Origin of the sequence: Paractinoplanes rishiriensis, assembly GCF_016862375.1 — a bacterium.
In the GTDB taxonomy this organism is placed as follows: Bacteria; Actinomycetota; Actinomycetes; order Mycobacteriales; family Micromonosporaceae; genus Actinoplanes; species Actinoplanes rishiriensis.
Genome location: NZ_BOMV01000043.1, coordinates 1 through 21,108 on the forward strand (window position 1 = coordinate 1; position 21,108 = coordinate 21,108).

A 21,108-nucleotide genomic window follows, 5' to 3' on the forward strand; every position below is an offset into this window, starting at 1 on the left:
CCACGCCGCCGGTCACCCCCGGCGTCGCCCGCCCGGCCACGCCGCCGGTCACCCCCGGCGTCGCCCGCCCGGCCACGCCGCCGGTCACCCCCGGCATTGCGCGTCCCGCGTCGCCGCCGCCGGTGGCTCCCGGTGTCGCCCAGCCGGCTGCGTCGCCGCCCGTCTCGCCCGGTGTCGCTCGGCCGCCGGCATCGCCGGTCACGCCCGCCGCCGCCCGGCCGGCGCCGCCCGGGGTCGCCCGGGCCACCGCGTCCGGCGTTGCGCGCTCCGCCGCGCCCCCCACCGCTCCCGGGGCCGCTCCGTCTCCTCCCGGCCTGGGGCCGAGCGCCGCTTCGGCTTCGGCCGGCATGGGCCGGTCCGCCACTCCGCCGGTCTCCCCGGGGGTCGCGCGGGCCAGCGTGCCGTCCGATTCCGGTCCGGCTCACCCGAACGCAGCGCCGCCCGCCGGCCGCACCGGCACGCCGCCGGGCGGGCGTCCGGTCTCGCCGCCGCCAGGCGCCAGGTCCGCCGCGCCGCAACCGGCCGCAGGCCGGCCGACCACGCCGCCACCCGCGACCCTTCCCGGCGCTCCACCGACGGCCGCAGGCCGGCCGACCACGCCGCCACCCGCGACCCTTCCCGGCGCTCCACCGACGGCCGCGGGCCGATCGACCAACCCGCCACCAAGCGCCCGAGCCGCGACCCCGCCGATCAGCGCCGGCCCGCCGCACCTCCCGCCACCACCCCCGGCCGGCGCCACCGCGCCCCCCTCCGCCGCCGAGACCGCCGTGCTCCGCACCGACGAGGTCGCCGAGCAGCGGATCGCGGCCGCTCGCAACGCCGCTGCCCGGCCCGCTGACGCACCTCCGGCCAAGCAGGACGATTCGTTCGACTTCTTCGCGGCCGCGGTGCCCAAGCCACCCACCCAACCGGGCGCGGAGCCGGCCCGGCGCGACCCCGGCTTCACTCAGATCAACGGCCGCGGCACCGAGGTAAACGGCCACGACCCCCGCGCGGCCCAGCCGGCATGGACCGGCGCGCCTGCCCTGGCGCCCGGGCAGGCCCCACCCGCTCAGAGCCACCCTGCGGCCCCGCACCCGGCCCAGGGTCAACCTATACCGCCCCGGCACCCGCAAGGGCAGCCTGGACGGCCTCGCGGGCCCCAACGGCCCGCCAGCGATCTCGACCCCAGCCAAACCGCCGTAATCCCGACGTCCGACGCTCCCACCGGACTGCTTCCCGCCGTACCGCCCAAAGCCGTACCGCCGAATAGCCCACCGCCGGCGGTCAAAGAGCACACCGCGCTGATGTCGGCAGTGCCCGGGCTTGCGGCGCAGGCCGCGATGGCGAAAGCCGAGCCGGACGCCGCCCTCGGTGCCGCCACGGCGCCCTACATCGCGCCCGGCACCGAGCCGGTCAGCCCGCCACCCAGCGCCGAGGAAAACGTCGAACCCAAGCGCGGCGAGCGCGTCGTCAAGCTGCGGCCCGAGCAGACCGGCGAGGGGTACAAGAGCGTCTACTCCGAGCTGACCCGGCCGTCGCTGGGCTCGCGCATCCGGGGCGGCATCCGCGTCGCCGGCGAGCTGATGATCACGTTCGGGCTGGTGGTTCTGCTGTTCGCCGGTTATCAGGTGTTCGGCAACTCGGCCGAGGTGCAGGGCGAGCAGGACGCGCTCGGTGATCAGCTGGACGACGTCTGGAACGACCCGACCGTGGGGCCGAGCGCGGCGCCCTCGAAGGGTCCGGCGGCGCCCGGCTCCAGCCTGGTCGGCCGGCTCTACATCCCCAAGATCGACAAGAAGCTGGTCGTGGTCGACGGGGTGCGGCCGCAGGACATCAAGGGTGCGCCCGGCCACTACCCGGAGACCGCGAAACCCGGGCAGATCGGCAACTTCTCGGTCGCCGGTCACCGGATTCGGAAGATCTTCTGGCGGCTCGACGAGCTGCACCCGGGCGACGTCATCGGCGTGGAGACCAGGGAGTCCTGGTACGTCTACCGGGTCTACGACTCCGAGATCGTGAGGCCCAGCGCGGTCCAGGTGGTGGCGCCGGTGCCCAACCGGCCGGGCGCCAAGCCGACGAAGGCGCTGCTCACGCTCACCACCTGCAACCCGAAGTTCAACAACTACCAGCGCCTCATCGTGCACGCCGAGCTGACCGGCAAGGCCAAACGCGACCAGTCCCTGCCCGACGCCGGCATGCCGGCCGAGTTGAAGAGCTGACGATGTACGCGTGGATCTGGCGCAAGCTGCCGTTCGGCCTGTGGGGCAAGCTCACCGGTTCACTCGGCCTGGTGGCGGCGACCGGCCTGCTGCTCTGGTACGTGGTCTTCCCGTGGGCCACGCCGCTGCTCCCGTTCGACGACGTCCAGGTCGGCTCGGGCACCGAGCAGCAGACGCCGGCCGACCCCAACGACCCCAACGTGGTCACGTCGGACCACCCCGATTCCGAAGCCCCCGACGAGATCCCGTACAGCACCGAGTCGAACGCGCCGCACCCCACGGCCACCTCGACCGATTAGACCCCTGGTGTGTGACGTGCGCATTCTTGTGATCGACAACTACGACTCATTCGTCTTCAACCTGGTGCAATACCTGGGCCAGCTCGGCGCCGACTGCGAGGTGCGGCGCAACGACGAGATCTCGGTGGCCGACGTCGGCACCTTCGGCGCCGCGGGCATTCTGCTTTCACCTGGTCCCGGCACGCCGGAACGCGCCGGCATCATGTTGGAGACCATTCGGGCGTACGCCGGAAAGGTCCCGATGTTTGGGGTGTGCCTCGGTCATCAGGCGATCGGTGCCGCGTTCGGTGCCACCGTGAACCGCGCCCCGGAGCTGCTGCACGGCAAGACGTCGCTGGTGCACCACGGCGGCGACGGCGTGCTGGCCGGCCTGTCCGAGCCGTTCACGGCCACCCGCTACCACTCGCTCGCGGTCGTCCCCGAGACTCTGCCGGACGAGATCGAGGTGACCGGCCGCACCGAGTCCGGCATCGTGATGGCGATGCGGCACCGCACGCTGCCGATCGAGGGCGTGCAGTTCCACCCCGAGTCGGTGCTCACCGAGGGCGGCCACACCATGCTGGCGAACTGGCTGGCCGCATGTGGCCTGCCGGCCGCCCTGGAAAAGGCGCCGCCGCTGGCCGCCGAGGTGGAAACCCGGCGACGAGCGGCGTTCGCTTCGGTCTAGATCCGGCTCACTGTTCGCGGCGGATGGCCGACAGCGGGTCGCTGAGGGCCGTACCGCCGCCACCACCCGGGTCGGTCGGGTCGGACGGGTCGACGCTCGGGTCCGGGTCCGGGTCCGCCGCCGCGACCGTGAGCTTGACGTCGTCACCCTTCTCCACCGTCGACCCGGCCTTCGGGTTCTGCGCGATGACCGTGCCCGGCTCGCGGGTCGGGTCCACCTTTTCCTCGGTGGTGACGTTGAACTGGCCGACCTCCTCCAGCACCGCCTTGGCGGCGTCGAGGTTCTGGTTGACCACGTTCGGCATCCGGACCCGCTTGCCGTTCGAGACGTCAACCTCGATCTCAGAACCAGGTTCGACCTTTTCGCCCTTTTTCTCCACATCGATGACGATGCCGACCTGCTGGCTGCTCGCCACCTCGTTGAACTTCGGGGTCAGCCCGAGGCCCTTGAGCCGCTGTTCGGCGTTGTCCCGGGTGACGCCGACCAGGTCGGTCGGCACGGTGACCTGGTCGAGCGGCAGGCAGAGCCGGTAGCTGACCGCCTGAGTCGTCGGGATCTGCGTGTTGGGGTCCGGGCTCTGCCGGTCGACCTTGCCCTCGCAGTCCTTGCTCTTCCGAGGATCCTCCGGCGTGACATTTCCCAGCTTGGCCGCCTCGAGCGCCTGCCGCGCCTGCTCGTCGGTCTTACCGATCAAGGTGGGCATGGTGGCCGTCTGGGTCTGATTGTTGCCGGCGTTGTCGTTCTGCCGGCTCATCGCCAGCGCGACGCCGAGCACCACCACGACCAGCACGCCGAGCGCCGCCAGCACCGCCATCACCCACGACGAACGCCGTTCCGGCGGCCGCGGCGGGACACCGCCGATGGGCCGCTGCATGGTGGTCGCGGCCTGCGGCTGCCACTGCCGGGGCTGGCCCTGCATGGCGATCGTCTCGGCCTGGTTCATCACCGGGGTGGCCAGCACCGGGCGGCCCGAGACGGCGCGCAACGCGTCGGCGCGCATCTCCTGGGCGCTCTGGTACCGGTTCATCGGGTTTTTCGCGAGCGCCTTGAGCACGATCGCGTCGATGTCCCGGGGCACCTCGGGGTTGACGTCGCTGGGAGCCTTCGGGTCCTCGCGGACGTGCTGGTAGGCGACGCTGACCGGGCTGTCGCCGACGAACGGCGGGTGGCCTACGAGCAGTTCGAACAGGACGCAGCCGGCCGCGTACACATCGGAGCGGGCGTCCACGGCCTCGCCGCGCGCCTGCTCCGGCGACAGGTACTGTGCCGTACCGATCACCGCGCTGGTCTGCGTCATCGTGGTGGCACCGCTGGCCAGGGCCCGGGCGATGCCGAAGTCCATGACCTTGACCTGGCCGTTCTGCGTGATCATCACGTTGCCGGGCTTGATGTCCCGGTGGATGATCCCGTGCCGGTGGCTGAACTCCAGCGCGGCACAGATGTCGGCGATGATCTCCAGAGCCCGGCGGGCCTGGAGGCGCTGCTCCTCGGCGAGCACTTCCTTGAGGGTCCGCCCGTTCACGAACTCCATGACGATGAACGGGAGCTTCTCGCCGGTCGACGACACCTCTTCGCCGGTGTCGTACACCGCCACGATCGCCGGGTGGTTGAGTGCCGCCGAGTTTTGCGCCTCGCGCCGGAACCGCTCCTGGAAGGTCGCGTCGCGGGCCAGGTCGGTGCGCAGCATCTTGATCGCCACGTCACGGCCCAGCCGGAGGTCACGTCCGCGGTGCACCTCGGCCATGCCGCCGTAGCCCAGTAGCTCGCCGACCTGATACCTGCCACCGAGCAGGCGGGCCTGCGCCGTCATAGCGTCTGTCGTCCTTCGTTCGCTCGGTTCCAGCCGGGTCTGGCGCCCGCCTGCTTGGTTAGACGGTACGACGCCGCCGACGGTTCATTGTCGGCGACGCCCGTGTGGACGACATCCGCGTACGTGTGCCGACCGCTCAGCGCGTTGTTGTCCTGGCTCTGCTTGTAGAGGAACGTGATCACCCCGGCACAGAGCAGGACCAGCAGCGCCAGGACCACGGCCAGCACAATCAGCACCTGCCGCCCTGCCGAACTCTCCGGTTTCGCCGCCTGTACGGGCGGCACCGGGTGGTACGGCTGACGGTACGGCTGCGGTTGCACCGGTGGTCCCGAGGGTACCGACGCGGCACCGCGAGCACCCGACACGGGTCGCGGAACCGGTGGGAAGGGTGGCCGCGCGCTGCCCGCCGCGGGCGACGCCGGCGCACCGGACACCGGCCCGCCGGACTGCGGGCGGTTGGCCACCCCGGCGGCCCGGACCGGCTGACTGGCGGGCTGCTGCGCGGTCGTGGCCAGCGCCGATGCGGCCTGCCGGGCCACCGCGGCCAGCGCCGACGCCGAGGGCCAGCGGGCGGTCGGGTCCTTGGACAGGGCCCGGTCCACGATGGCGCGCACCGACGGCGGGATGTCCGACGGCAGCGGCCGTGGCTTCTCCCGGACGTGCTTCATGGCGATTTCCATCGGGGTGGCGCCGTCGAACGGCCGGTGCCCGGACAGGCACTGGTAGGCCACCACGCCGAGCGCGTACACGTCCGAGGCCGGCGTGGCCACGTCGCCCGAGGCCTGCTCCGGCGAGATGTAGGAGGCCGTGCCGAGCACCGAGCCGGCCACCGTGAGCTGGCCGACCAGCGCCGACCGGGCGATGCCGAAGTCGGTGAGCACCAGCGTGCCGTTCGGGCGGACCAGCAGGTTGCCCGGCTTCACGTCGCGGTGCACGATGCCGTTCGCGTGCGCAGCCTGTAGCGCGTCGGCGGCCTGCGCCACCAGGGCCATGGTGCGGCCCGGTGTGAGACGCCCCACACGGCTCAGCGTGCGGGACAGCGCGTCGCCCTCGACGTACTCCATCACCAGGAAGGCGAGTTGCTGGTCGCTGCCGTAGTCGTAGACGTCGACGACCCCGGGGTGATTGATGGTGGCCATCGTGCGGGCCTCGCCGCGGAACCGCTCGGCGAAGCCGGGCTCGTCCAGCAGCGCGGGCAGCAGGATCTTGACCGCGACGGTCCGGCCCAGCACCTCGTCGGTGCCGCGCCACACGTCGCCCATGCCGCCGCCGGCGATCCGCTCGTCGAGGCGGTAGCGGCCACCGAGGGTCACCCCAGGGCTGATCATTCAGTCCCCTCCCCGACCGGCCGCAGCCTTCATGATTTTTCCGGCGATCCGGGCCGCCTCGGCACTCGCATGGCCACCCGGCACGTTCTCCAGCATGACGCAGACCGCCGAGACCGCCTCACCCTTCTCGTTGAAGGCGAAGCCGATGAACCAGCCGTGCGGGTCCGCGCCGACCGCGTTCTGCGCGGTACCGGTCTTGCCGCCGACGTCGAAGCCGCTGATCCGCGCGTTCCTGCCGGTGCCGTTCTGCACGACGCTGATCATCATGTCTTTCAGGTCGCTCGCGACGGTGCCGCTGATCGGCGTGCGCAGCGTCTTGGGGCTGGCATTGTAGATCGTCCGGAGCTCCGGGCTGAGCTGCTTCTGCACCAGGTAGGGGCGCATCTGCTTGCCGTCGTTGGCCACCGTGGCGGCGATCATCGCGCCCTCCAGCGGGGTCATCCGCACGTCCCGCTGGCCGAGCGACGACTGGGCCAGCGCACCCTTGTCGGGGCTGCCGTCCGGGTTGGCGATGGTGCCGGTCTGGCTGGCCGCCACCGGCAGACCGCCGCCCTCGAGGTTGCCGACCGCGAGCTTGTCGTCGCCGAAGCCGAACGACTTGGCGCTCTCGATCACCTTGTCCCGGCCGAGCTTGACGCCGAGCCGGGCGAACCCGGTGTTGCAGCTCTCGGTCAGCGCCTCCTTGAGGGTGACCTGGCTGCCCGGGCAGACCTCGTCCACCGAGTTGCGGATGACCGCGCCGCTCTCCCGGTATTCGGAGCCGGCCTGGATCTCGGTGCCGGTCTCGTAGCCGTTCGACAACGCCGCCGCCGAGATGATCACCTTCATCACCGAGCCGGGTGGCAGCGTGGCCTGGGTGGCCCGGTTGAGCAGCGGCTGGTCCTTGTCCTTGTTCAGCTTGTCGTACGCCTGCGCGGCCGCCTTCTCGTCGTGGCTGGCCAGCGGGTTCGGGTCGAAGCTGGGCATCGAGACCATAGCCTGGATGGCACCGGTGCGCGGGTCGATGGCGATCGCCGCGCCCTTCTCCACGCCACGCTCGTTGTTGGTCATCTCTTTCCAGGCGGTCTGCTGGGCCGCGGCGTTCAGCGTCAGCAGCACGTTGCCGCCACCGGTGTTGTTGCCGGTGAACATGTCTTTGACCCGGTCGGCGAACAGCTTGTCGCTCTCCCCGGAGAGGAAGTCGTTCTCGCTGTTCTCGATGCCGACGGCGCCCAGGCTGACCGGGCGGTATCCGAGGACCGGCGCGTACACCTCCTTCTTGGGGTACACGCGCAGGTACTTCAGGGTGTCGTCGGTCGCCTTGTTCTCGGCCAGGGCGACGCCGCCGGCCTCGATCACGCCGCGCGGCCGCTCGTACTGGGCCACCACGACCCGGCGGTTGTAGTCGCTGGTGCGGTAGTCGTCGGCCTTGTAGGCCTGGACCCAGTTCAGGTTGGCGAACAGGAGGCCGAACAGGACGAGGATGACCACGCCGGCCCGCCGCAGGGGAGCGTTCACGGCTTGATCACCTCCGTCATGGCGCCGTGCAACTGGGTGGGTGCCTTCTTGGGTCCTGGTCCGGGGCGGTCCGTGCCACCGCTGCTGGCCGCCGGGCCGCGTGCCGCGTTCGAGATCCGCAACAGCATGGCCACCAGCAGCCAGTTCGCCATCAACGAGGAACCACCCGCGGAGAGGAACGGGGTGGTCTGGCCGGTGAGCGGAATGAGTCCGGTGATGCCACCAAGGATGACGAAGACCTGCAAACCAAGGGTGAACGCGAGGCCCCCCGCGACCAGTTTGCCGAAGGAGTCCCGGACGTTCAGCGCCGCCCGCAGGCCACGCTCCACGATCAACAGATAGACGATCAGCAGTGCGGACAGCCCGAACAGGCCGATCTCCTCACCCATGCCGGCGAAGATGAAGTCGGTGCGTACCTCGGGCACGAAACCGGGCGAACCGGCACCCGGACCCGAGCCGAACAGCCCGCCGGTGCCGAGCGCCAACAGGCCCTGCACCAGCTGGTAGCTGCCGCCGACCCGGTCGTAGTTCTCCTGCGCGAACGGGTCGAGCCAGACCTCGGCCCGGTCGTAGAAGTTGGCGAACGGACCGCCCACCACCTCGCCGAGCAGGTACGCGACGTAGACGCCGCCGAAGAACAGCAGCAGACCGATGATCAGCCAGCTGGCCCGCTCGGTGGCGACGTAGAGCGTCACCACGAACAGCCCGAAGTAGAGCAGTGCGGTGCCCAGGTCCTTCTCGAAGACCAGCACGAGGAGGCTGAGCAGCCAGACCGTGACGACCGGGCCGAGGTCGCGGCCGCGCGGGAAGTCGACGCCGAGGAAGCGGCGGCTGGCCAGCGAAAGCACCTCGCGCTTGCGGACCAGGTAGTACGCGAAGAAGGAGACCAGCGCCAGCTTCGCGAACTCACCGGGCTGGATCGAGAACGAGCCGAACTTGACCCACAGCTTGGCGCCGTTGACCTCGGAGATGCTGGCCGGCAGCACCGCGGGGATCATCACGAGCACGATGCCGACCAGGCCGAGCGTGTACGCGTACCGGGAAACGACTTTGTGGTCCCGGATCACGATGAGCAGGATGCAGGCCAGGATCAGCGCGGCCAGGGTCCAGGCCAGCTGGCGGCCGCCGGTGCCGGCGAAGACGCCCGGGATCTCCTGCTTGTTGGCGATCGCCCGGGCCAGATCGAGCCGGCGCAGGAAGCCCACACCCAACCCGTTGATCAGGGCAACTGCGGGGATCAAAACCGGGTCCGCGTACGGTGCGGTGAAGCGCACCACGAAGTGCAGGCCGAGGAAGAGCACACCGAGCAGCACCGCCGGCACCCAGAACGTGCCGGAGAGCTCGTCGAACTGGTTCAGCTCGACCGTGGCGCCGTAGAGCGCCACCAGCACCATGGCGAATGCCAGCAAGCCCAACTCGGCGTTGCGCTGTGTCTTCATTCCCGGGATACGCGACATCTCGCCCGTGGAGGCGGGCGTGGGAGCCGGTACGGCGGGCGCGGTCAAAAGATCCCCAGACGTGTCGAGCCGACGCTCAGTTCACGGTCCGGCACCCCACCGGATCCACGACCGGCGGGGCACTGGCGGAAGCCTGAGCGGACGGCGTGCTGGCAAGCGCGGAGGCCGCCGGTGACGCGGAGGCGGCCGGATCCGGCGCGGCCGCGGACGGGCTGCCGGACGGGGCGAGGTTGGTGGCGGAACAGAGCGGCTTCAGATTGGGGTTGGCGGGGTCCTCGTCGGTGAGTTCGGCCAGCCGGCGCACCGCGTCGGTCCGGTCGTCGGCGTGAATGCCCTGCTTGACCCGCTCCTGGGCGACCGCGGTCAGGTCGTCGAGCCGGGCCGGGCTGGTCTCGTTGACGTCGGACAGGTCGAGTCCGGCGATCTGACCCGGCACGCCGCGGAAGATCGCGAGCTGCCCGGCCTCGGTGGCACCCACGTAGTACTGGTCCTGGGTGTACTGATAACCCAGCCAGAGGCCGCCGCCGAGCAGCGCGAGCAGCACAAACACGAGCACGCCGGTGCGCACCGGGTGTCGTTTCGGTTCGGGCTCGCGGTCGTAGTTGTCGGCCGGCTCGGGCTGCGGCTGCGCCGGGCGGGGCGCCTGCAGGGCGGAGGCACGGGCCGCCGGAGTGGAGTTGTCGGCCACCGTGGTGTTGCCCCGGTCGATGGCCGCCGCGCCGCCCACGATCGGCGACTGCTCCATGATGTCTTTGTCGATCGCGTCGGCGATCACGACGGTGATGTTGTCCGGGCCGCCCCCGCGCAGCGCGAGCTGGACCAGCCGCTCGACGCACGCCTGCGGGTCGGTGATCTCCTGCATGGTCTGCGCGATCGTCTCCGCGCTGACCACCCCGGAGAGGCCGTCGCTGCAGATCAGGTAGCGGTCGCCGGCGAGCACCTGACGGACCGAGTACTCCGGGTCGATGTCGCGGCCGTCCAGGGCCCGGGTGAGCAGCGACCGCTGCGGGTGGCTGCTCGCCTCCTCCGGGCTGACCCGGCCCTCGTCGACCAGCATCTGCACGTACGTGTCGTCCTTGGTGATCTGCGCGAACTCGCCCTTGCGCAGCAGGTAGGCGCGGCTGTCACCGATGTGCACCATGCCGAACTTGCTGCCCGAGAAGAGAACGGCGGTCAGCGTGGTGCCCATGCCCTCCAGCTGAGGGTTGGCGTCCACGGTGTCGCGCAGATGCTGGTTGGCGGTGCCGACCGCATGGCGGAGTGCGTCCACCAGGGCGTCCCCGGGCACGTCCTCGTCGAGGGGCGCCATCGCGGCGATGACAATGTTGGACGCGACATCACCAGCGGCCATACCGCCCATGCCATCGGCGACGGCAAGGAGCCGCGGCCCGGCGTAGACGGAGTCCTGGTTCAGGTCTCGGATCAGACCGCGGTCGCTCTGAGCGGCGTAGCGCAGGGTCAGGGTCATGGCCGTAACTCGAGAGATGTGCGACCGATCCGGATCGGTACGCCAAGGGGGACGGGAGTTGGTGCGGCGACCTTACCCCGGTCGAGATAGGTCCCGTTCGTCGAGCCGAGATCCTCGACGAACCACTGGCCGTCCCGGGGCACGAGCCGGGCGTGCCGGGCCGAGGCGAAGTCGTCGGTGATGACGAGCGTGGAATCCTCGGCCCGACCGATAGTGATAGGGGCCTCACCAAGGGTGATGCGGGTGCCGGCCAGCTGGCCGGCGGTCACCACGAGCTGTCGTGCAGCCTTACCGCGTTTCACCTTCGCGGGTCGGCCCTGTATCACCGCACCACCCACCCCCCGAGGGCTGGCGACGATGCTCTTGGACCGGACCCCTGCGAAGAGATCCCGCCGGATCACCCCCACCACGGTGAACACGAAGATCCACAACAGGATGAGGAAGCCGAACCGGGCGACGGTAAGGACGAATTCGGGCAAGGTGCCTAGCCGTCCACTCGGAACGTCAGGGTGGTGGTGCCCAGCTGGATCATGTCGCCCGGGTTGAGCGCCACGGCGGAAACCCGCTGGCCGTTCACCATCGTGCCGTTCGTTGAACCGAGGTCGGTCAGCACCACCTGGTTGCCGTCGTAGTCGAGGCGAGCGTGCCGGCGCGAGATGCCCACGTCCGGCAGGCGCAGGTTGGCCTGGTCACCCCGGCCGATCACGGTCGAACCCATCTGCAGCGGGTAGGTGCGACCGTCGCCGGACACCAGGCCCACGCTGCGACCGTTCGGCGCGCCGTGCTGCTGGTATCCACCGCCCTGGTGCTGGTCGTAGGGCGAGTACTGCTGCGGGCCCGCGTCGTACGCCGGCTGCTGCACCGGGGCGACCTCGCCACCGGTGTAGACCTCGGCGGTGACCCGGAACATGCCCGTGTCCAGCCCCTCGCCGCGCTCGATCTCGACGATCACGTCGCCGTAGACCGTCCACGCCTGCTCACCGATGAACTCGGCCTGCGACTGCGCAAGCTCCTGAGCGAGCGCCGCGGCGTACGGCGCCAGCCGACTGTGGTCATATGGCGACAGATCGATCACGTAGCGGTTCGGCACCAGGGTGCGGCCACCGGCAAGGATGGCCTTGTGCGCCTCGGCCTCCCGCTGCATGGCATTCAGAATCTCGACAGGGTGAACGACACCCTTGAACACCTTCGCGAAGGCCCCCTCGACCAGGCCTTCCAATCGCTTCTCAAAGCGCTGCAGCACGCTCACCGGCTCCTCCTCGGCTCCCGAGGACATGATGGTATCCGGCGACCGCTTGCGCATCTCAGCTCAAGCACCGCCGGCACTTCTGACCCTCGTATGACCCCCGTCGACGCCGTGCTAGTCTTCCCTGGCGCCGCGGGGGTATCAACTCGCTTGGTGACGTGCGACAGCGTAGTCTGTCGCAGCTAGTAACAAAAAGTTGGCCCAACGGCCAACTTTGCCACGGGGATGTGGCGGAATGGCAGACGCGCACGGTTCAGGTCCGTGTGTCCGAAAGGACGTGGGGGTTCAACTCCCCCCATCCCCACGAGCGCCTAGAGGCCCTCTGCCCGCGGAAAGCGCGGACCGGGGGCCTTCGTCATGTCTATTCCGGGGGCCAAGCCCCCGGAAACCCCGCGTTGCGATGGTCACGCTGGGGAACTGATCGGTGCGGTGAGCGCGTGGGTGCGCTGCCGCGCATATATAGAACCGCAACCCGATCGTGTTGTAGGTGTCGCCGGGGGCGCCGCCGCCCGTTGCATTAAACACACCATTGGCGATCGCCTCCGGCGCGCCGTCCCCCGCGGTCGGCCCTCATTCCATGCCGCCGCCCTCCGCTCGAGACCACCAGCGCGCACTCGCCCACCCGAACCGCCCCGTTGCAGCCTCGCGGCGGGGCTCGCACGCCTCACCCAGCCACCGCGTCGCCAACCCACGCTCCCACCCAGCTCGCACTGCCACCGAATCGGGGGCTGGGGTGCCAACGTCCATGCCGCCATCGACTCGCATCGCGATCTGCCGTGGCATGTCAGGCCGTTGCAGCGGCATGTTGGTGCCCTTTACTCGGCGCCCGAACACCAAGGCGCGCGACTCCCCGCACGGACGGGGGAAGGGCGGATGGAGCTCTGTTGCAGATGTGGCGACGGCGTGGGGGGTTGGGTACCGTGGTACCGCTGGCCGCGGTGGGGGTTTTCGGGGGAACGTCGCCGATCGGGTGAATTGTGAACTGCGGGCTATGCTCGCTGCTGGTTTTTTCGCGCCGGAATCCTGGAGTGTCTTAGTCGTGACCGTCGAGCGCACCGGTGTTGGCCAGGGCAAACGCAACGTTCTTGGGGTTCTGGTCGACGTCACGGACTATTCGGACGCCAGCAATCGGATCATCGAGGCCGCTCGTGACCGGCGGGGTTATGCCGTCACGGCGCTGGCGGTGCACGGCGTGATGACCGGGGTGCAGGATCGCGCGCACAACGCCCGGCTCAACTCGTTCGACCTGGTCACGCCGGACGGCCAGCCGGTGCGGTGGGCACTCAACCTGCTGCACGCCGCCGGCCTCACCGATCGGGTCTACGGGCCGACCCTCACGCTCGAGGTGCTCAAGCGCGCCGCCGACGAGGGCCTTCCTGTTTATCTGTACGGCTCCACGCAACCGACCCTGGAGCGGCTGGTGCCGGCGCTGGAGCGGATGTTCCCGGCGCTGAAGATCGCCGGCGTCGAGGCGTCCAAGTTCCGGGCGGCGCAACCCGGCGAGCCGGCCGAGATCGCCGAGCGGATCAAGTCGTCCGGCGCGCGGATCGTGCTGGTCGGCCTCGGCTGCCCACGTCAGGAGATTTTCGCGTACGCGATGCGGCCGCTGCTCGACATGCCGCTGCTCGCCGTCGGCGCCGCCTTCGACTACCACGCCGGCCTGCTCAAGAACCCGCCGCCGTGGATGCAGAAGTACGCCCTCGAGTGGCTGTGGCGCCTCGGCCTCGAGCCCAAGCGGTTGTGGAAACGTTACCTACTGCTGAATCCGGCCTATTTGTCCCGGCTGGCCGCGCAGAAGTCCAGTTTGTGGAAGGCGACACCGCCCCCGGCCGCAAACGAGCAGGTGGAGACGTTCGCGGTCTAGCGTTTTGAACCGTTTTGCCGGACCGCCCTAAGTGGTCATCTCAGGATTCGGCGGTTTCCCCTACGGGTCCGGTCCGGTGATAACCCGGTTTTAGTTCATCGCGTACGGGTGAAGGCTGTCGATGTGGACATCGCAGCGGACCTCATCCTCGCCGGCGCACTGACCGTCGCCTGGCTCGCGGCCGGCCTGGTCGCCGACGCACTGCCCGGCGCCCGCACGGCCCGCGAACTGCGCCGCCGGGCGGGCACGCTGACCTTGGCGGTGACGGCCGGTGCCGCGATGTTCGTGGCGATACCGGTGGTCATCTGGATGCTGCCGGGTGATTCCGCCGCCGACTCCGCCGCGCTGCTTCCCGCCGTACCGGCTCTGATTGTGCTGACCACGAGCGTGCGTCGCCTCACCCAGGTCCGCCGCGGCGCGAGTGCGTTCCTGGCCGCACCCCAGACGCCGGTGCCGCCGGCCCTGCGCGCCGCGGCCGCGCACCCATTGATCCTGGTCCCGTTGCAGGTGACCGGCCTGGCCGCGCTGATCGGCCTGCCGATTGCCGGACGGCTGGTGGACGTGCCGGCCAGCAACGTGGCGGGCATCGCCATCACCGTGGTGGGCGCGGCCGTGGTGGCGATCGGTGTGCGGGCCGCGATGCGGCACAGCCGGCTCAGCCTGCTGGCGCTCGCGCCGATCGGCCGGAGCCGGCTGCGTCTGCCGGTGGATTCGCGCTGACCGTCAGTTCTTCTTGGCTTCCTGCACGTAGAGCAGTTCCAGAATGGACCGGGCGGCCTCGAACCAGCGGTCCAGCCACTCCGACGGCGGCAACGAACCGCGGGCCGGCAGTTCCAGGAGCAGGCCGCGCAGCAGCGGGTGGTCGGCCATCGACTCCGAGCTGCACCCGGAGTCCGACCAGCCGCTCGCGCCGAACACCGGCTCGGTGAGTCCCTGCAGGTCAAGCGAGGGAAGATTGGCCGCGCGGTCGAGCGGACTGGTCGGCTCGATGCTGTGCGACCGGCCCGGCGACCGGGTGGGGAGCCCGGACGAGCCGCTGCGCGACATCAGGTCGCCGTCGTTGTTGTCGGAGGCCAGGGCCTCGCGCCGGCCCTGCCGGTACGCACTGACTCCGCCGCTGAAGCGATCCTGCGCCGTCGCGGAGCCGTTGCTGAGGTTTTCCGAACCAATCGTCATATGTCTGCCTTGCCTCGCTCGGTGATTTCCCGGCCGTCCACGCGGTCCGGGCCGCGCTTGTGGCGTTCAACGAGGCGAGCAGGCAAATGACTACGGCCGGCCGTCCCGAGGGGATCGGGAAGGCCGGCCGTTATGCGGCGTGCGGCGAGCTCACAGGTCGAACTCGCCGTCCTTGGCGCCGCCGACGAACGCGTCCCACTCGGCCGCCGTGAAGATCAAAGCCGGACCGTACGGGTTCTTGGAGTCGCGGACCGCGATGGCCTCGTCGATGAAGGCCACCTCGACACAGTTGTCGGAGTTGGCTCCACTGCGCGTGCTCTTGAACCACTGTGCCCGGCTCAGATCGACCCGGAAACCCTTCGCTTCGACTTCCACAATGGCTCCTCTACCAGCATTTCAATCATTTCCACGGACTCCGCCGGCGTTAGCGCGGACCTCCGGGCGGTGTCATAGATTGAGATGTACTTGCGAAGCTCGTCGGCCTTCTCCAGAAACAGCCCGCCGGTCGCGTTGTCGATGAACACCACATCCGCATCCCCCTCCTCCTCGAACTCGAGAATCACGAACGCGCCATCCATACCGGCATGCGCGCCGGAGGCGAACGGCAAGATCTGCAACGTGACGTTCGGCAGCTCGGCCGCCTCGATCAATCTGATCAATTGATCGCGCATCACCGCATCGCCGCCGACTGGCCGACTCAGCACCGCCTCATCAAGCACCACCTGAAGATCGATCGGATCGTCCTGAATCAATAACGCCTGTCGCTCCATCCGGACACGGACTCGTTGCGCGATTTCTCGGTCTGTGTCCTCCAGACGGGCGGCCCGAATCATCGCAATTGCATACTCTTCGCTCTGCAGCAGGCCCGGGACCAGCTGCTGTTCGAACACTCGAATGGATCTTGCCGCCGCTTCCAGGCCAACATACGCTCCCGTCAAGACGGTGGAATAAGGATGCCACCAGCCTTTTTGCCGCGCTTCTCGGGCAATTTGGACAAGCTCGCTCTTGACTGAGTCATTTACGCCATAAATGTCCAAAATGCGGTTAACGTCCGACGGGGTGGCGGTGGTGTGTCCCGTCTCAATTCTGGACACTTTGGACGTAGAGCAGCCGAGCCTTTCGGCCACGACATCGATCGTCACCCCCGCTGCTTCCCGGTGCCGCCGCAGCTCGACGCCGAGGCGCCGTCGACGAATGGTGGGACTCCGGTGCTGATTCACGGGTTCAGTCTCTCTGTCGATCATTAATTGGTTCAACCTCGGGACCGGAAGACCAACAATCACGGAAGGCTGACATGCAACTTGCATCGACACGACTGGTGGTGCAATCTTTTCGGTATGGCCAGCGTCACTCTGCTCCTACGGGTGAAGCAGCCAAGTCCGGCTCGACGCACCGAAACGGTGCCGTTTACGGGGTGCCGGCTAACTGATCGTCCTAGTTGGACTGATCCACAACTGGGCGGTGGCGAGATCGGTGAAGGTAACGTTCTGCAACGCTTTTTGACGATTGGCATCGTCAAGAGCTTGCAAAGGTGTTTCAACCGGGCACACTTAGTGCTTCTGTGTCAAGGTTCACCCCTAGACAAGTTCCAGGGCAGGAGATGACGTGCTTCCTCGGTCCGGTGATGTCATCCACGTGACGAAGGCAGCAAGCGTCCAATTTGCGGCGCCGATGCTCTTCCGGGTCATCCGGGTCCACGACTGGCCGACCTACGAGGGTTGGATCTGGCTCGACGGCTACGAGCTCAACACGGCGGGGGACGCGGTCGAGCGACGATCAATCTTTGTGCAGGTCAGCGGCCTTCGGTCGGTGGGCAAGGCGCCCGACCCGCGCACCCGTAACAACCGTCAGCCCGGCATGGTGTCGGGCACCATCTCGGCTCGCGCGCTGCGCAGCAACCGCTGACGGTCAGTCACCACCCGCCCCGCCCGCCGGGGTGGTGGTGGTCGGCGTCGTCGTCGGTCCGGTCGTTGCACTACGCGCGACCACCAGGGTGACCGTGGTGTCCGGTGGTACCTCCTGCCCCTCCGTCGGATCACTGTCGATCACCGTGTTGGGTGGCGCGTCGCTGTCGCGGTAGATCAGCCGAGTCTTCAGTCCGGTACGGTCAAGCGCCGCGCGCGCGTCGGCCAGTGCCAGCCCGCGCAAAGCCGGCACGGTCGCCACGGTCGTCGGCTCGGGTGTGGACGGTGCCGGACTGGGCGACGTCGTGGTCGGTTCGGCCGACGGCGTCGTCGCCTCGACGCTCGGCGTCGCGCCGGTGGTGCCCACGGGCACGGTCGGTGCCGGTCCCGGTGCCGGCCGGCCGCCGGAGTTCTGCACGATCAGATAGATGCCCCAGCCGAGCGCGGCCAGCAGGATCAGCACGATGATGCCGACCACGATCGGCATCCACCAGCGATCCCGCTGCTGCGGCACCGGCCCGACCTGCCAGTCGGTGTCGTACGAGGACCGGCCGGGTTGCGACGAACGCACCTCGGCACGTCCGGACCAGACCGGGTTGGCCCGGCTCGGCGCCCAGTCGTCGTCGGACGGCGGCATCACCGAGGTCGAGTCCGGCCGGTTGACCCGCGTGCGATCGTCCACCGGCGAGCCGGCGATCTGGGTGCGGTCATCGAGCGCCGGACCGTCGAGGCGCGTCTCATCGCCCGGCCCCGTGGGGTCGGGTCGACCGGCGGACGGGTAACGCCGGGTCTCGTCTCGCTCGTCGGACATCTCCGCTCCCTCTGCGTCGTCACCCGCACGGGTCAACGTATCCAATCTTGCGGGACACGTGTTGCCTCCGCGGGACAAAGTCCCCGGTCAGCCACCACCGATGGATTCGCAGGCATCGGCGACGACCGCTACAGTGCCCCGCATGGCCGACAAGGGCTGGACAGCACGGATGGCCACCGCGGCCGGTACCGCCGCGGGGACCGGAGCTGCGCAACTCGGTCTGGGCTACGGCCTGGGCGTGGTCGTCTGGCCGGTGGTCGCGACCCCCGACGACAGTGCTTGGCTGGGCAGCCTCGGCTGGGCCACCTGGATCACGGCGAGCGCCACGGTCTTCGGCGCGGTGCTCGCGAGCCGCATCGACGGAGGTCCACCAGCCGGCCGCCTGCGCGCCCTGTGGCGCTTCGCCCTCGCGATCTCGGCGGGGCTCGGTGCGCTGGTGGCGGTCGCGCTGATCGCGCTGCCGGCCCGTGACGCGGTACGCCTGGACACGGCCTCCCCACATCTCGTCGCCGGCGGATACGCGCTGGTCGGGCTCGTCCTCGGCATCTTCGTGGCGTACTGGGCCGTGGTTTCCCGCCCGGTAGCCGCCAACCTGATCACCACCGCGGTCTGGCTGTGGGCCTTGGCGATCACCGCGATCGTCGTCGAGCTCACCCTGCACCGCGAGTCCGCCACCTACCTGACCAGCTGGCAGTTCGCCGAGGCCACGGCCGGCGGCCGGTACGGCACCATCTACTGGCCCAGTGCCCTGCTGACGATTGCCGCCGCGGCCCTGATCGGCCTGCTGGCCGCGGCCCCGGCCGCCCGCCGCGGCGACCTGGGCGTGAGCACCGCAACCTCGGGCGCGGTCGGCCCGCTGCTGGTGGCGGCCTCGTTCGCCGCACTGGCCCCACGACTGACCGGCGCCCTGGGCCCGCTCGAGTCGTCCTATCTGATCGCTCCCTACGCAGTATTGGCCGGCCTGGGCGGCTCCGCGATCACCGTCGCGATCGGCCAGGCCATAGCCACCCGCCGCGCCCGCAAAGCCGCCGAGGCCCAGACCGACCCGGACGACAAGGTGACCGCCACCGGCATAGCCGCGGTCCCGACCAGTTCCCCGAGAAAGTCACCCACTCCCACCGGCCGCGCCAAACTCCCGCCCCAGCCGGCCACATCGGGCACACCGGCAAAGTCCACATCGGGGCCGTCATCCAGCACCACCCGAGGCAGCGCTCCCCGCCAGCCCACCGGCTCCGGATCAACGGGAAGCGGCACCGCCTCGGACCAACCCGGCACCCCACCGGGCGGCGCGGCTGGCGGCCAACCGGGCGCGTCATCGCCCGGCAGCGTTTCGGGTCAAGCCGGCGCACCCGGCAGCACCACCGCCGGAAGGCCCGGCGCCACACCGGGTGGCTTGGCCTCGGGACAAGCCGGCGGCTCCCCGGAAGGCTTCTCTCCGGGAGGCTCAGGCACCGCAGGTGGCTCAAGCACCGCAGGTGGCCCAAGCACCGCAGGTGGCCCGGGCATTGCGGGAGGCTCCGCCGGTCTGCGCGCGTCGCCGGCTCCCGCACCGCGACCGGCCGCCGGGAAGAACTCCGACGCCGACCCCGAGATCGCCGCGGCTGCCCGCCCCGCCCCGGGCCGAGCCAAGAAGGTGTCCCCCGCGCGCAAAACCCCAGCGCCCAAGGAGACGAAGTCAACGGTCACCCCGCCGCCCACGACACCCACGGTCGCCCAGATCAACCCCAAAAACTTTGACGAGGACAAATAGGGCGCGAGACCGAGGGCCCGGGGGCGGTCAGTCGGCCGGCCAGGTGTGCACCGGCTCGTTGGTCTGTTGCAGGGCCCAGTAGCGCAGCAGCATGTCGCGGAGCGCTTCCTCCCTGGTCAGGTTGCGGTGGTTTTCGGCGGCCCACACCGCCTCGGTCTGCCAGCTGGCGCCGTTGCGGCCCAGCCGGCAGCGCTCGTCGATGATGCCGAGCAGCCGGTCGCGGTGCAGCGCCGAGACACCGAAGCGTTCCAGGCCACGGTGTGCCTTGGGCAGCAGCACCGAGCGCACCAACTCGGTCACCTGCACCTCGCCGACGCCCGGCCAGTAGACCGTCGCCTCGATGCCGTTGCGGGCGCCGACGTGGAAGTTGTCCTCGGCCATCGGGAAGGACAGCTGCGACCAGATCGGGCGTTCCTCCTCGGCCAGCTGCCCGACCAGACCGAAATAGAACGCCGCGTTCGCCATTAGGTCGGTCACCGTCGGGCCGGAGGGGAGCACCCGGTTTTCGACGCGCAGGTGCGGGCGCCCGTCCATCACGTCGTACACCGGGCGGTTCCAGCGGTAGACCGTGCCGTTGTGCAGCCGCAACTCGCTCAGCCGGGGCACACCGCCGGCTTCCAGCACGCGTACCGGATCTTCGTCGTCGAGAATCGGGAGAAGTGGTGGGAAATAACGTACGTTCTCCTCGAAAAGGTCGAAGACCGAGGTGATCCAGCGTTCGCCGAACCACACCCGCGGGCGTACCCCCTGAGCTTTTAGTTCGTCGGGTCTGGTGTCGGTGGCCTGCTCGAACAGCGCGATCCGGGTCTCGGCCCAGAGCCGCCGGCCGTGGAAGTAGGGCGAGTTCGCGCCGACCGCGACCTGGATGCCAGCGATCGCCTGGGACGCGTTCCAATACCGGGCAAACCGGTCCGGCGCCACCTGCAGGTGGAACTGGACGCTGGTGCAGGCCGCCTCGGGAGCGATCGAGTCGCTGGCGCTCTGCAGCCGCTCGACGCCGCGGATGTCGACATGGAACTGCTCGCCGCGAGCTCCGGCGATCTCGTCGTTGAGCATGCGGTAGCGGTCGTTGTTCGAGAGGTTGCCGACCACCAGGTCACCGGCCGTGAGCGTGGGCAGCATCCCGATCAGTACCAGGCCGCTGTCCGCCTTGGCCGCGCGGTCGGCGGCCCGGCGCAGGCTCTCCACGATCTCGTGTTCGTAGTCGTCCAGGCCGTCGCCGCAGATGGACCGGGGTGGCGCGTTCAGTTCGAGGTTGAACTGGCACAACTCGGTCTGGTAGGCGGGGTCGGCGAGGTAGCTCAGGACTTCCGCGTTGCGCATCGCCGGGCGGGCCTCGTCGTCGACCAGGTTGATCTCGATTTCCAGGCCGGTCATGCCGTCGGCGGTGTCGAACGCGTCGGCGTCCAGCATCAGCGCGAGCACGTCCATGCAGTTTCGCACCTTGTGCCGGTAGTGAACGCGGTCCTCAGGCGCAAAAGCGAGGGTCGAGAGATCCTTGCCCACTTACTTACCCTCCCGGCTCAGCCAGGGCGAAACAGAACTCGATCACCACCCTGTGACCGAACCACTGCGCTCGGTCCACCTTGCCATCCCCGGCGGAGGATCGCCACAAGACATCGAGCCGCCG

At 69.6% G+C, this 21,108-nt stretch carries 19 protein-coding genes, 1 tRNA gene and 1 pseudogene; 8 read left to right on the forward strand and 13 right to left on the reverse strand.

Annotation, left to right across the window (positions count from 1 at the left end; genetic code table 11):
- Positions 1 to 283 (reverse strand): annotated as a pseudogene (locus tag Ari01nite_RS19210) (hypothetical protein); the annotation flags it as partial.
- Positions 284 to 1,286: 1,003 nt separating this feature from the next.
- On the opposite strand from Ari01nite_RS19210, the gene Ari01nite_RS19215 reads away from it, so the two are divergent.
- From Ari01nite_RS19215 to Ari01nite_RS19225, 3 genes are read left to right on the forward strand one after another with little or no spacing between them, the layout of a single operon-like run.
- Positions 1,287 to 2,201, forward strand: coding sequence for a class E sortase (locus Ari01nite_RS19215; RefSeq protein ID WP_239162848.1), 915 nt, complete (start codon positions 1,287 to 1,289; stop codon positions 2,199 to 2,201).
- 2 nt (positions 2,202 to 2,203) lie between these two features.
- Positions 2,204 to 2,500, forward strand: coding sequence for a hypothetical protein (locus tag Ari01nite_RS19220; protein ID WP_203782646.1), 297 nt, complete (start codon positions 2,204 to 2,206; stop codon positions 2,498 to 2,500).
- Between the two features lie 16 nt (positions 2,501 to 2,516).
- Complete coding sequence (locus tag Ari01nite_RS19225; RefSeq protein WP_203782647.1) at positions 2,517 to 3,167, forward strand: aminodeoxychorismate/anthranilate synthase component II; 651 nt, start codon at positions 2,517 to 2,519, stop codon at positions 3,165 to 3,167.
- Between the two features lie 7 nt (positions 3,168 to 3,174).
- On the opposite strand, the gene pknB is transcribed toward Ari01nite_RS19225, so the two are convergent.
- Genes pknB through Ari01nite_RS19260 form a run of 7 tightly spaced genes read right to left on the reverse strand, consistent with a single transcriptional unit; the run spans position 3,175 to position 12,003 of the window.
- Positions 3,175 to 4,977: a Stk1 family PASTA domain-containing Ser/Thr kinase gene (gene pknB, locus Ari01nite_RS19230; RefSeq protein ID WP_203782648.1), complete on the reverse strand. Its 1,803-nt coding sequence runs from the start codon at positions 4,975 to 4,977 to the stop codon at positions 3,175 to 3,177.
- Positions 4,974 to 6,305: a serine/threonine-protein kinase gene (locus tag Ari01nite_RS19235; protein ID WP_203782649.1), complete on the reverse strand. Its 1,332-nt coding sequence runs from the start codon at positions 6,303 to 6,305 to the stop codon at positions 4,974 to 4,976. Before Ari01nite_RS19235 ends, pknB begins: the two co-directional genes overlap by 4 nt.
- The gene (locus Ari01nite_RS19240; protein ID WP_203782650.1) at positions 6,306 to 7,802 is read right to left on the reverse strand and encodes a peptidoglycan D,D-transpeptidase FtsI family protein; all 1,497 of its coding nucleotides are present in this window, start codon (positions 7,800 to 7,802) and stop codon (positions 6,306 to 6,308) included. It abuts the gene before it with no gap.
- Positions 7,799 to 9,307 (reverse strand): FtsW/RodA/SpoVE family cell cycle protein, encoded by a 1,509-nt coding sequence (locus Ari01nite_RS19245; protein WP_438872197.1) that lies wholly within the window; start codon positions 9,305 to 9,307, stop codon positions 7,799 to 7,801. The genes Ari01nite_RS19240 and Ari01nite_RS19245 overlap by 4 nt, the downstream gene beginning before the upstream one ends.
- A 28-nt stretch (positions 9,308 to 9,335) precedes the next feature.
- Positions 9,336 to 10,727, reverse strand: coding sequence for a PP2C family protein-serine/threonine phosphatase (locus tag Ari01nite_RS19250; protein ID WP_203782652.1), 1,392 nt, complete (start codon positions 10,725 to 10,727; stop codon positions 9,336 to 9,338).
- Positions 10,724 to 11,206 carry an FHA domain-containing protein FhaB/FipA gene (locus Ari01nite_RS19255; protein ID WP_203782653.1) on the reverse strand — a complete coding sequence of 161 codons (483 nt, stop codon included), beginning with the start codon at positions 11,204 to 11,206 and terminating at the stop codon, positions 10,724 to 10,726. Before Ari01nite_RS19255 ends, Ari01nite_RS19250 begins: the two co-directional genes overlap by 4 nt.
- A gap of 5 nt (positions 11,207 to 11,211) precedes the next feature.
- Positions 11,212 to 12,003: an FHA domain-containing protein gene (locus Ari01nite_RS19260; protein WP_203782676.1), complete on the reverse strand. Its 792-nt coding sequence runs from the start codon at positions 12,001 to 12,003 to the stop codon at positions 11,212 to 11,214.
- A gap of 191 nt (positions 12,004 to 12,194) precedes the next feature.
- On the opposite strand from Ari01nite_RS19260, the gene Ari01nite_RS19265 reads away from it, so the two are divergent.
- The 3 genes from Ari01nite_RS19265 to Ari01nite_RS19275 all read left to right on the forward strand — a co-directional run bounded on the left by Ari01nite_RS19265 (position 12,195) and on the right by Ari01nite_RS19275 (position 14,557).
- Positions 12,195 to 12,277, forward strand: a tRNA-Leu gene (locus Ari01nite_RS19265).
- Between the two features lie 735 nt (positions 12,278 to 13,012).
- The gene (locus Ari01nite_RS19270) at positions 13,013 to 13,837 is read left to right on the forward strand and encodes a WecB/TagA/CpsF family glycosyltransferase (protein ID WP_239162849.1); all 825 of its coding nucleotides are present in this window, start codon (positions 13,013 to 13,015) and stop codon (positions 13,835 to 13,837) included.
- 123 nt (positions 13,838 to 13,960) lie between these two features.
- Positions 13,961 to 14,557 (forward strand): hypothetical protein, encoded by a 597-nt coding sequence (locus Ari01nite_RS19275; RefSeq protein WP_203782655.1) that lies wholly within the window; start codon positions 13,961 to 13,963, stop codon positions 14,555 to 14,557.
- 3 nt (positions 14,558 to 14,560) lie between these two features.
- Here the strand turns inward: Ari01nite_RS19275 and Ari01nite_RS19280 are convergent, their stop codons facing one another.
- From Ari01nite_RS19280 to Ari01nite_RS19290, 3 genes are all read right to left on the reverse strand, one after another.
- Positions 14,561 to 15,013: a hypothetical protein gene (locus tag Ari01nite_RS19280; RefSeq protein WP_203782656.1), complete on the reverse strand. Its 453-nt coding sequence runs from the start codon at positions 15,011 to 15,013 to the stop codon at positions 14,561 to 14,563.
- A gap of 150 nt (positions 15,014 to 15,163) precedes the next feature.
- The gene (locus tag Ari01nite_RS19285) at positions 15,164 to 15,388 is read right to left on the reverse strand and encodes a DUF397 domain-containing protein (RefSeq protein WP_203782657.1); all 225 of its coding nucleotides are present in this window, start codon (positions 15,386 to 15,388) and stop codon (positions 15,164 to 15,166) included.
- A complete protein-coding gene (locus Ari01nite_RS19290; RefSeq protein WP_203782658.1) occupies positions 15,352 to 16,233 on the reverse strand; it encodes a helix-turn-helix domain-containing protein in 882 nt (293 codons plus the stop codon). Before Ari01nite_RS19290 ends, Ari01nite_RS19285 begins: the two co-directional genes overlap by 37 nt.
- 385 nt (positions 16,234 to 16,618) lie before the next feature.
- Between Ari01nite_RS19290 and Ari01nite_RS19295 the strand changes: the two genes are divergently transcribed.
- Positions 16,619 to 16,918, forward strand: coding sequence for a hypothetical protein (locus Ari01nite_RS19295; RefSeq protein ID WP_203782659.1), 300 nt, complete (start codon positions 16,619 to 16,621; stop codon positions 16,916 to 16,918).
- Positions 16,919 to 16,921: 3 nt separating this feature from the next.
- On the opposite strand, the gene Ari01nite_RS19300 is transcribed toward Ari01nite_RS19295, so the two are convergent.
- Positions 16,922 to 17,728, reverse strand: a complete 807-nt coding sequence (locus tag Ari01nite_RS19300; protein ID WP_203782660.1) for a PASTA domain-containing protein — start codon at positions 17,726 to 17,728, stop codon at positions 16,922 to 16,924.
- A gap of 142 nt (positions 17,729 to 17,870) precedes the next feature.
- Here Ari01nite_RS19300 and Ari01nite_RS19305 point away from each other — a divergent pair, with 142 nt between their 5' ends.
- Positions 17,871 to 19,478, forward strand: a complete 1,608-nt coding sequence (locus Ari01nite_RS19305) for a Hansenula MRAKII killer toxin-resistant protein 1 (protein WP_203782661.1) — start codon at positions 17,871 to 17,873, stop codon at positions 19,476 to 19,478.
- A gap of 27 nt (positions 19,479 to 19,505) precedes the next feature.
- Here the strand turns inward: Ari01nite_RS19305 and Ari01nite_RS19310 are convergent, their stop codons facing one another.
- On the reverse strand, positions 19,506 to 20,984 hold the full coding sequence (locus Ari01nite_RS19310; protein ID WP_203782662.1) for a glutamate-cysteine ligase family protein: 1,479 nt from the start codon (positions 20,982 to 20,984) through the stop codon (positions 19,506 to 19,508).
- Positions 20,985 to 21,108: the final 124 nt, after the last annotated feature.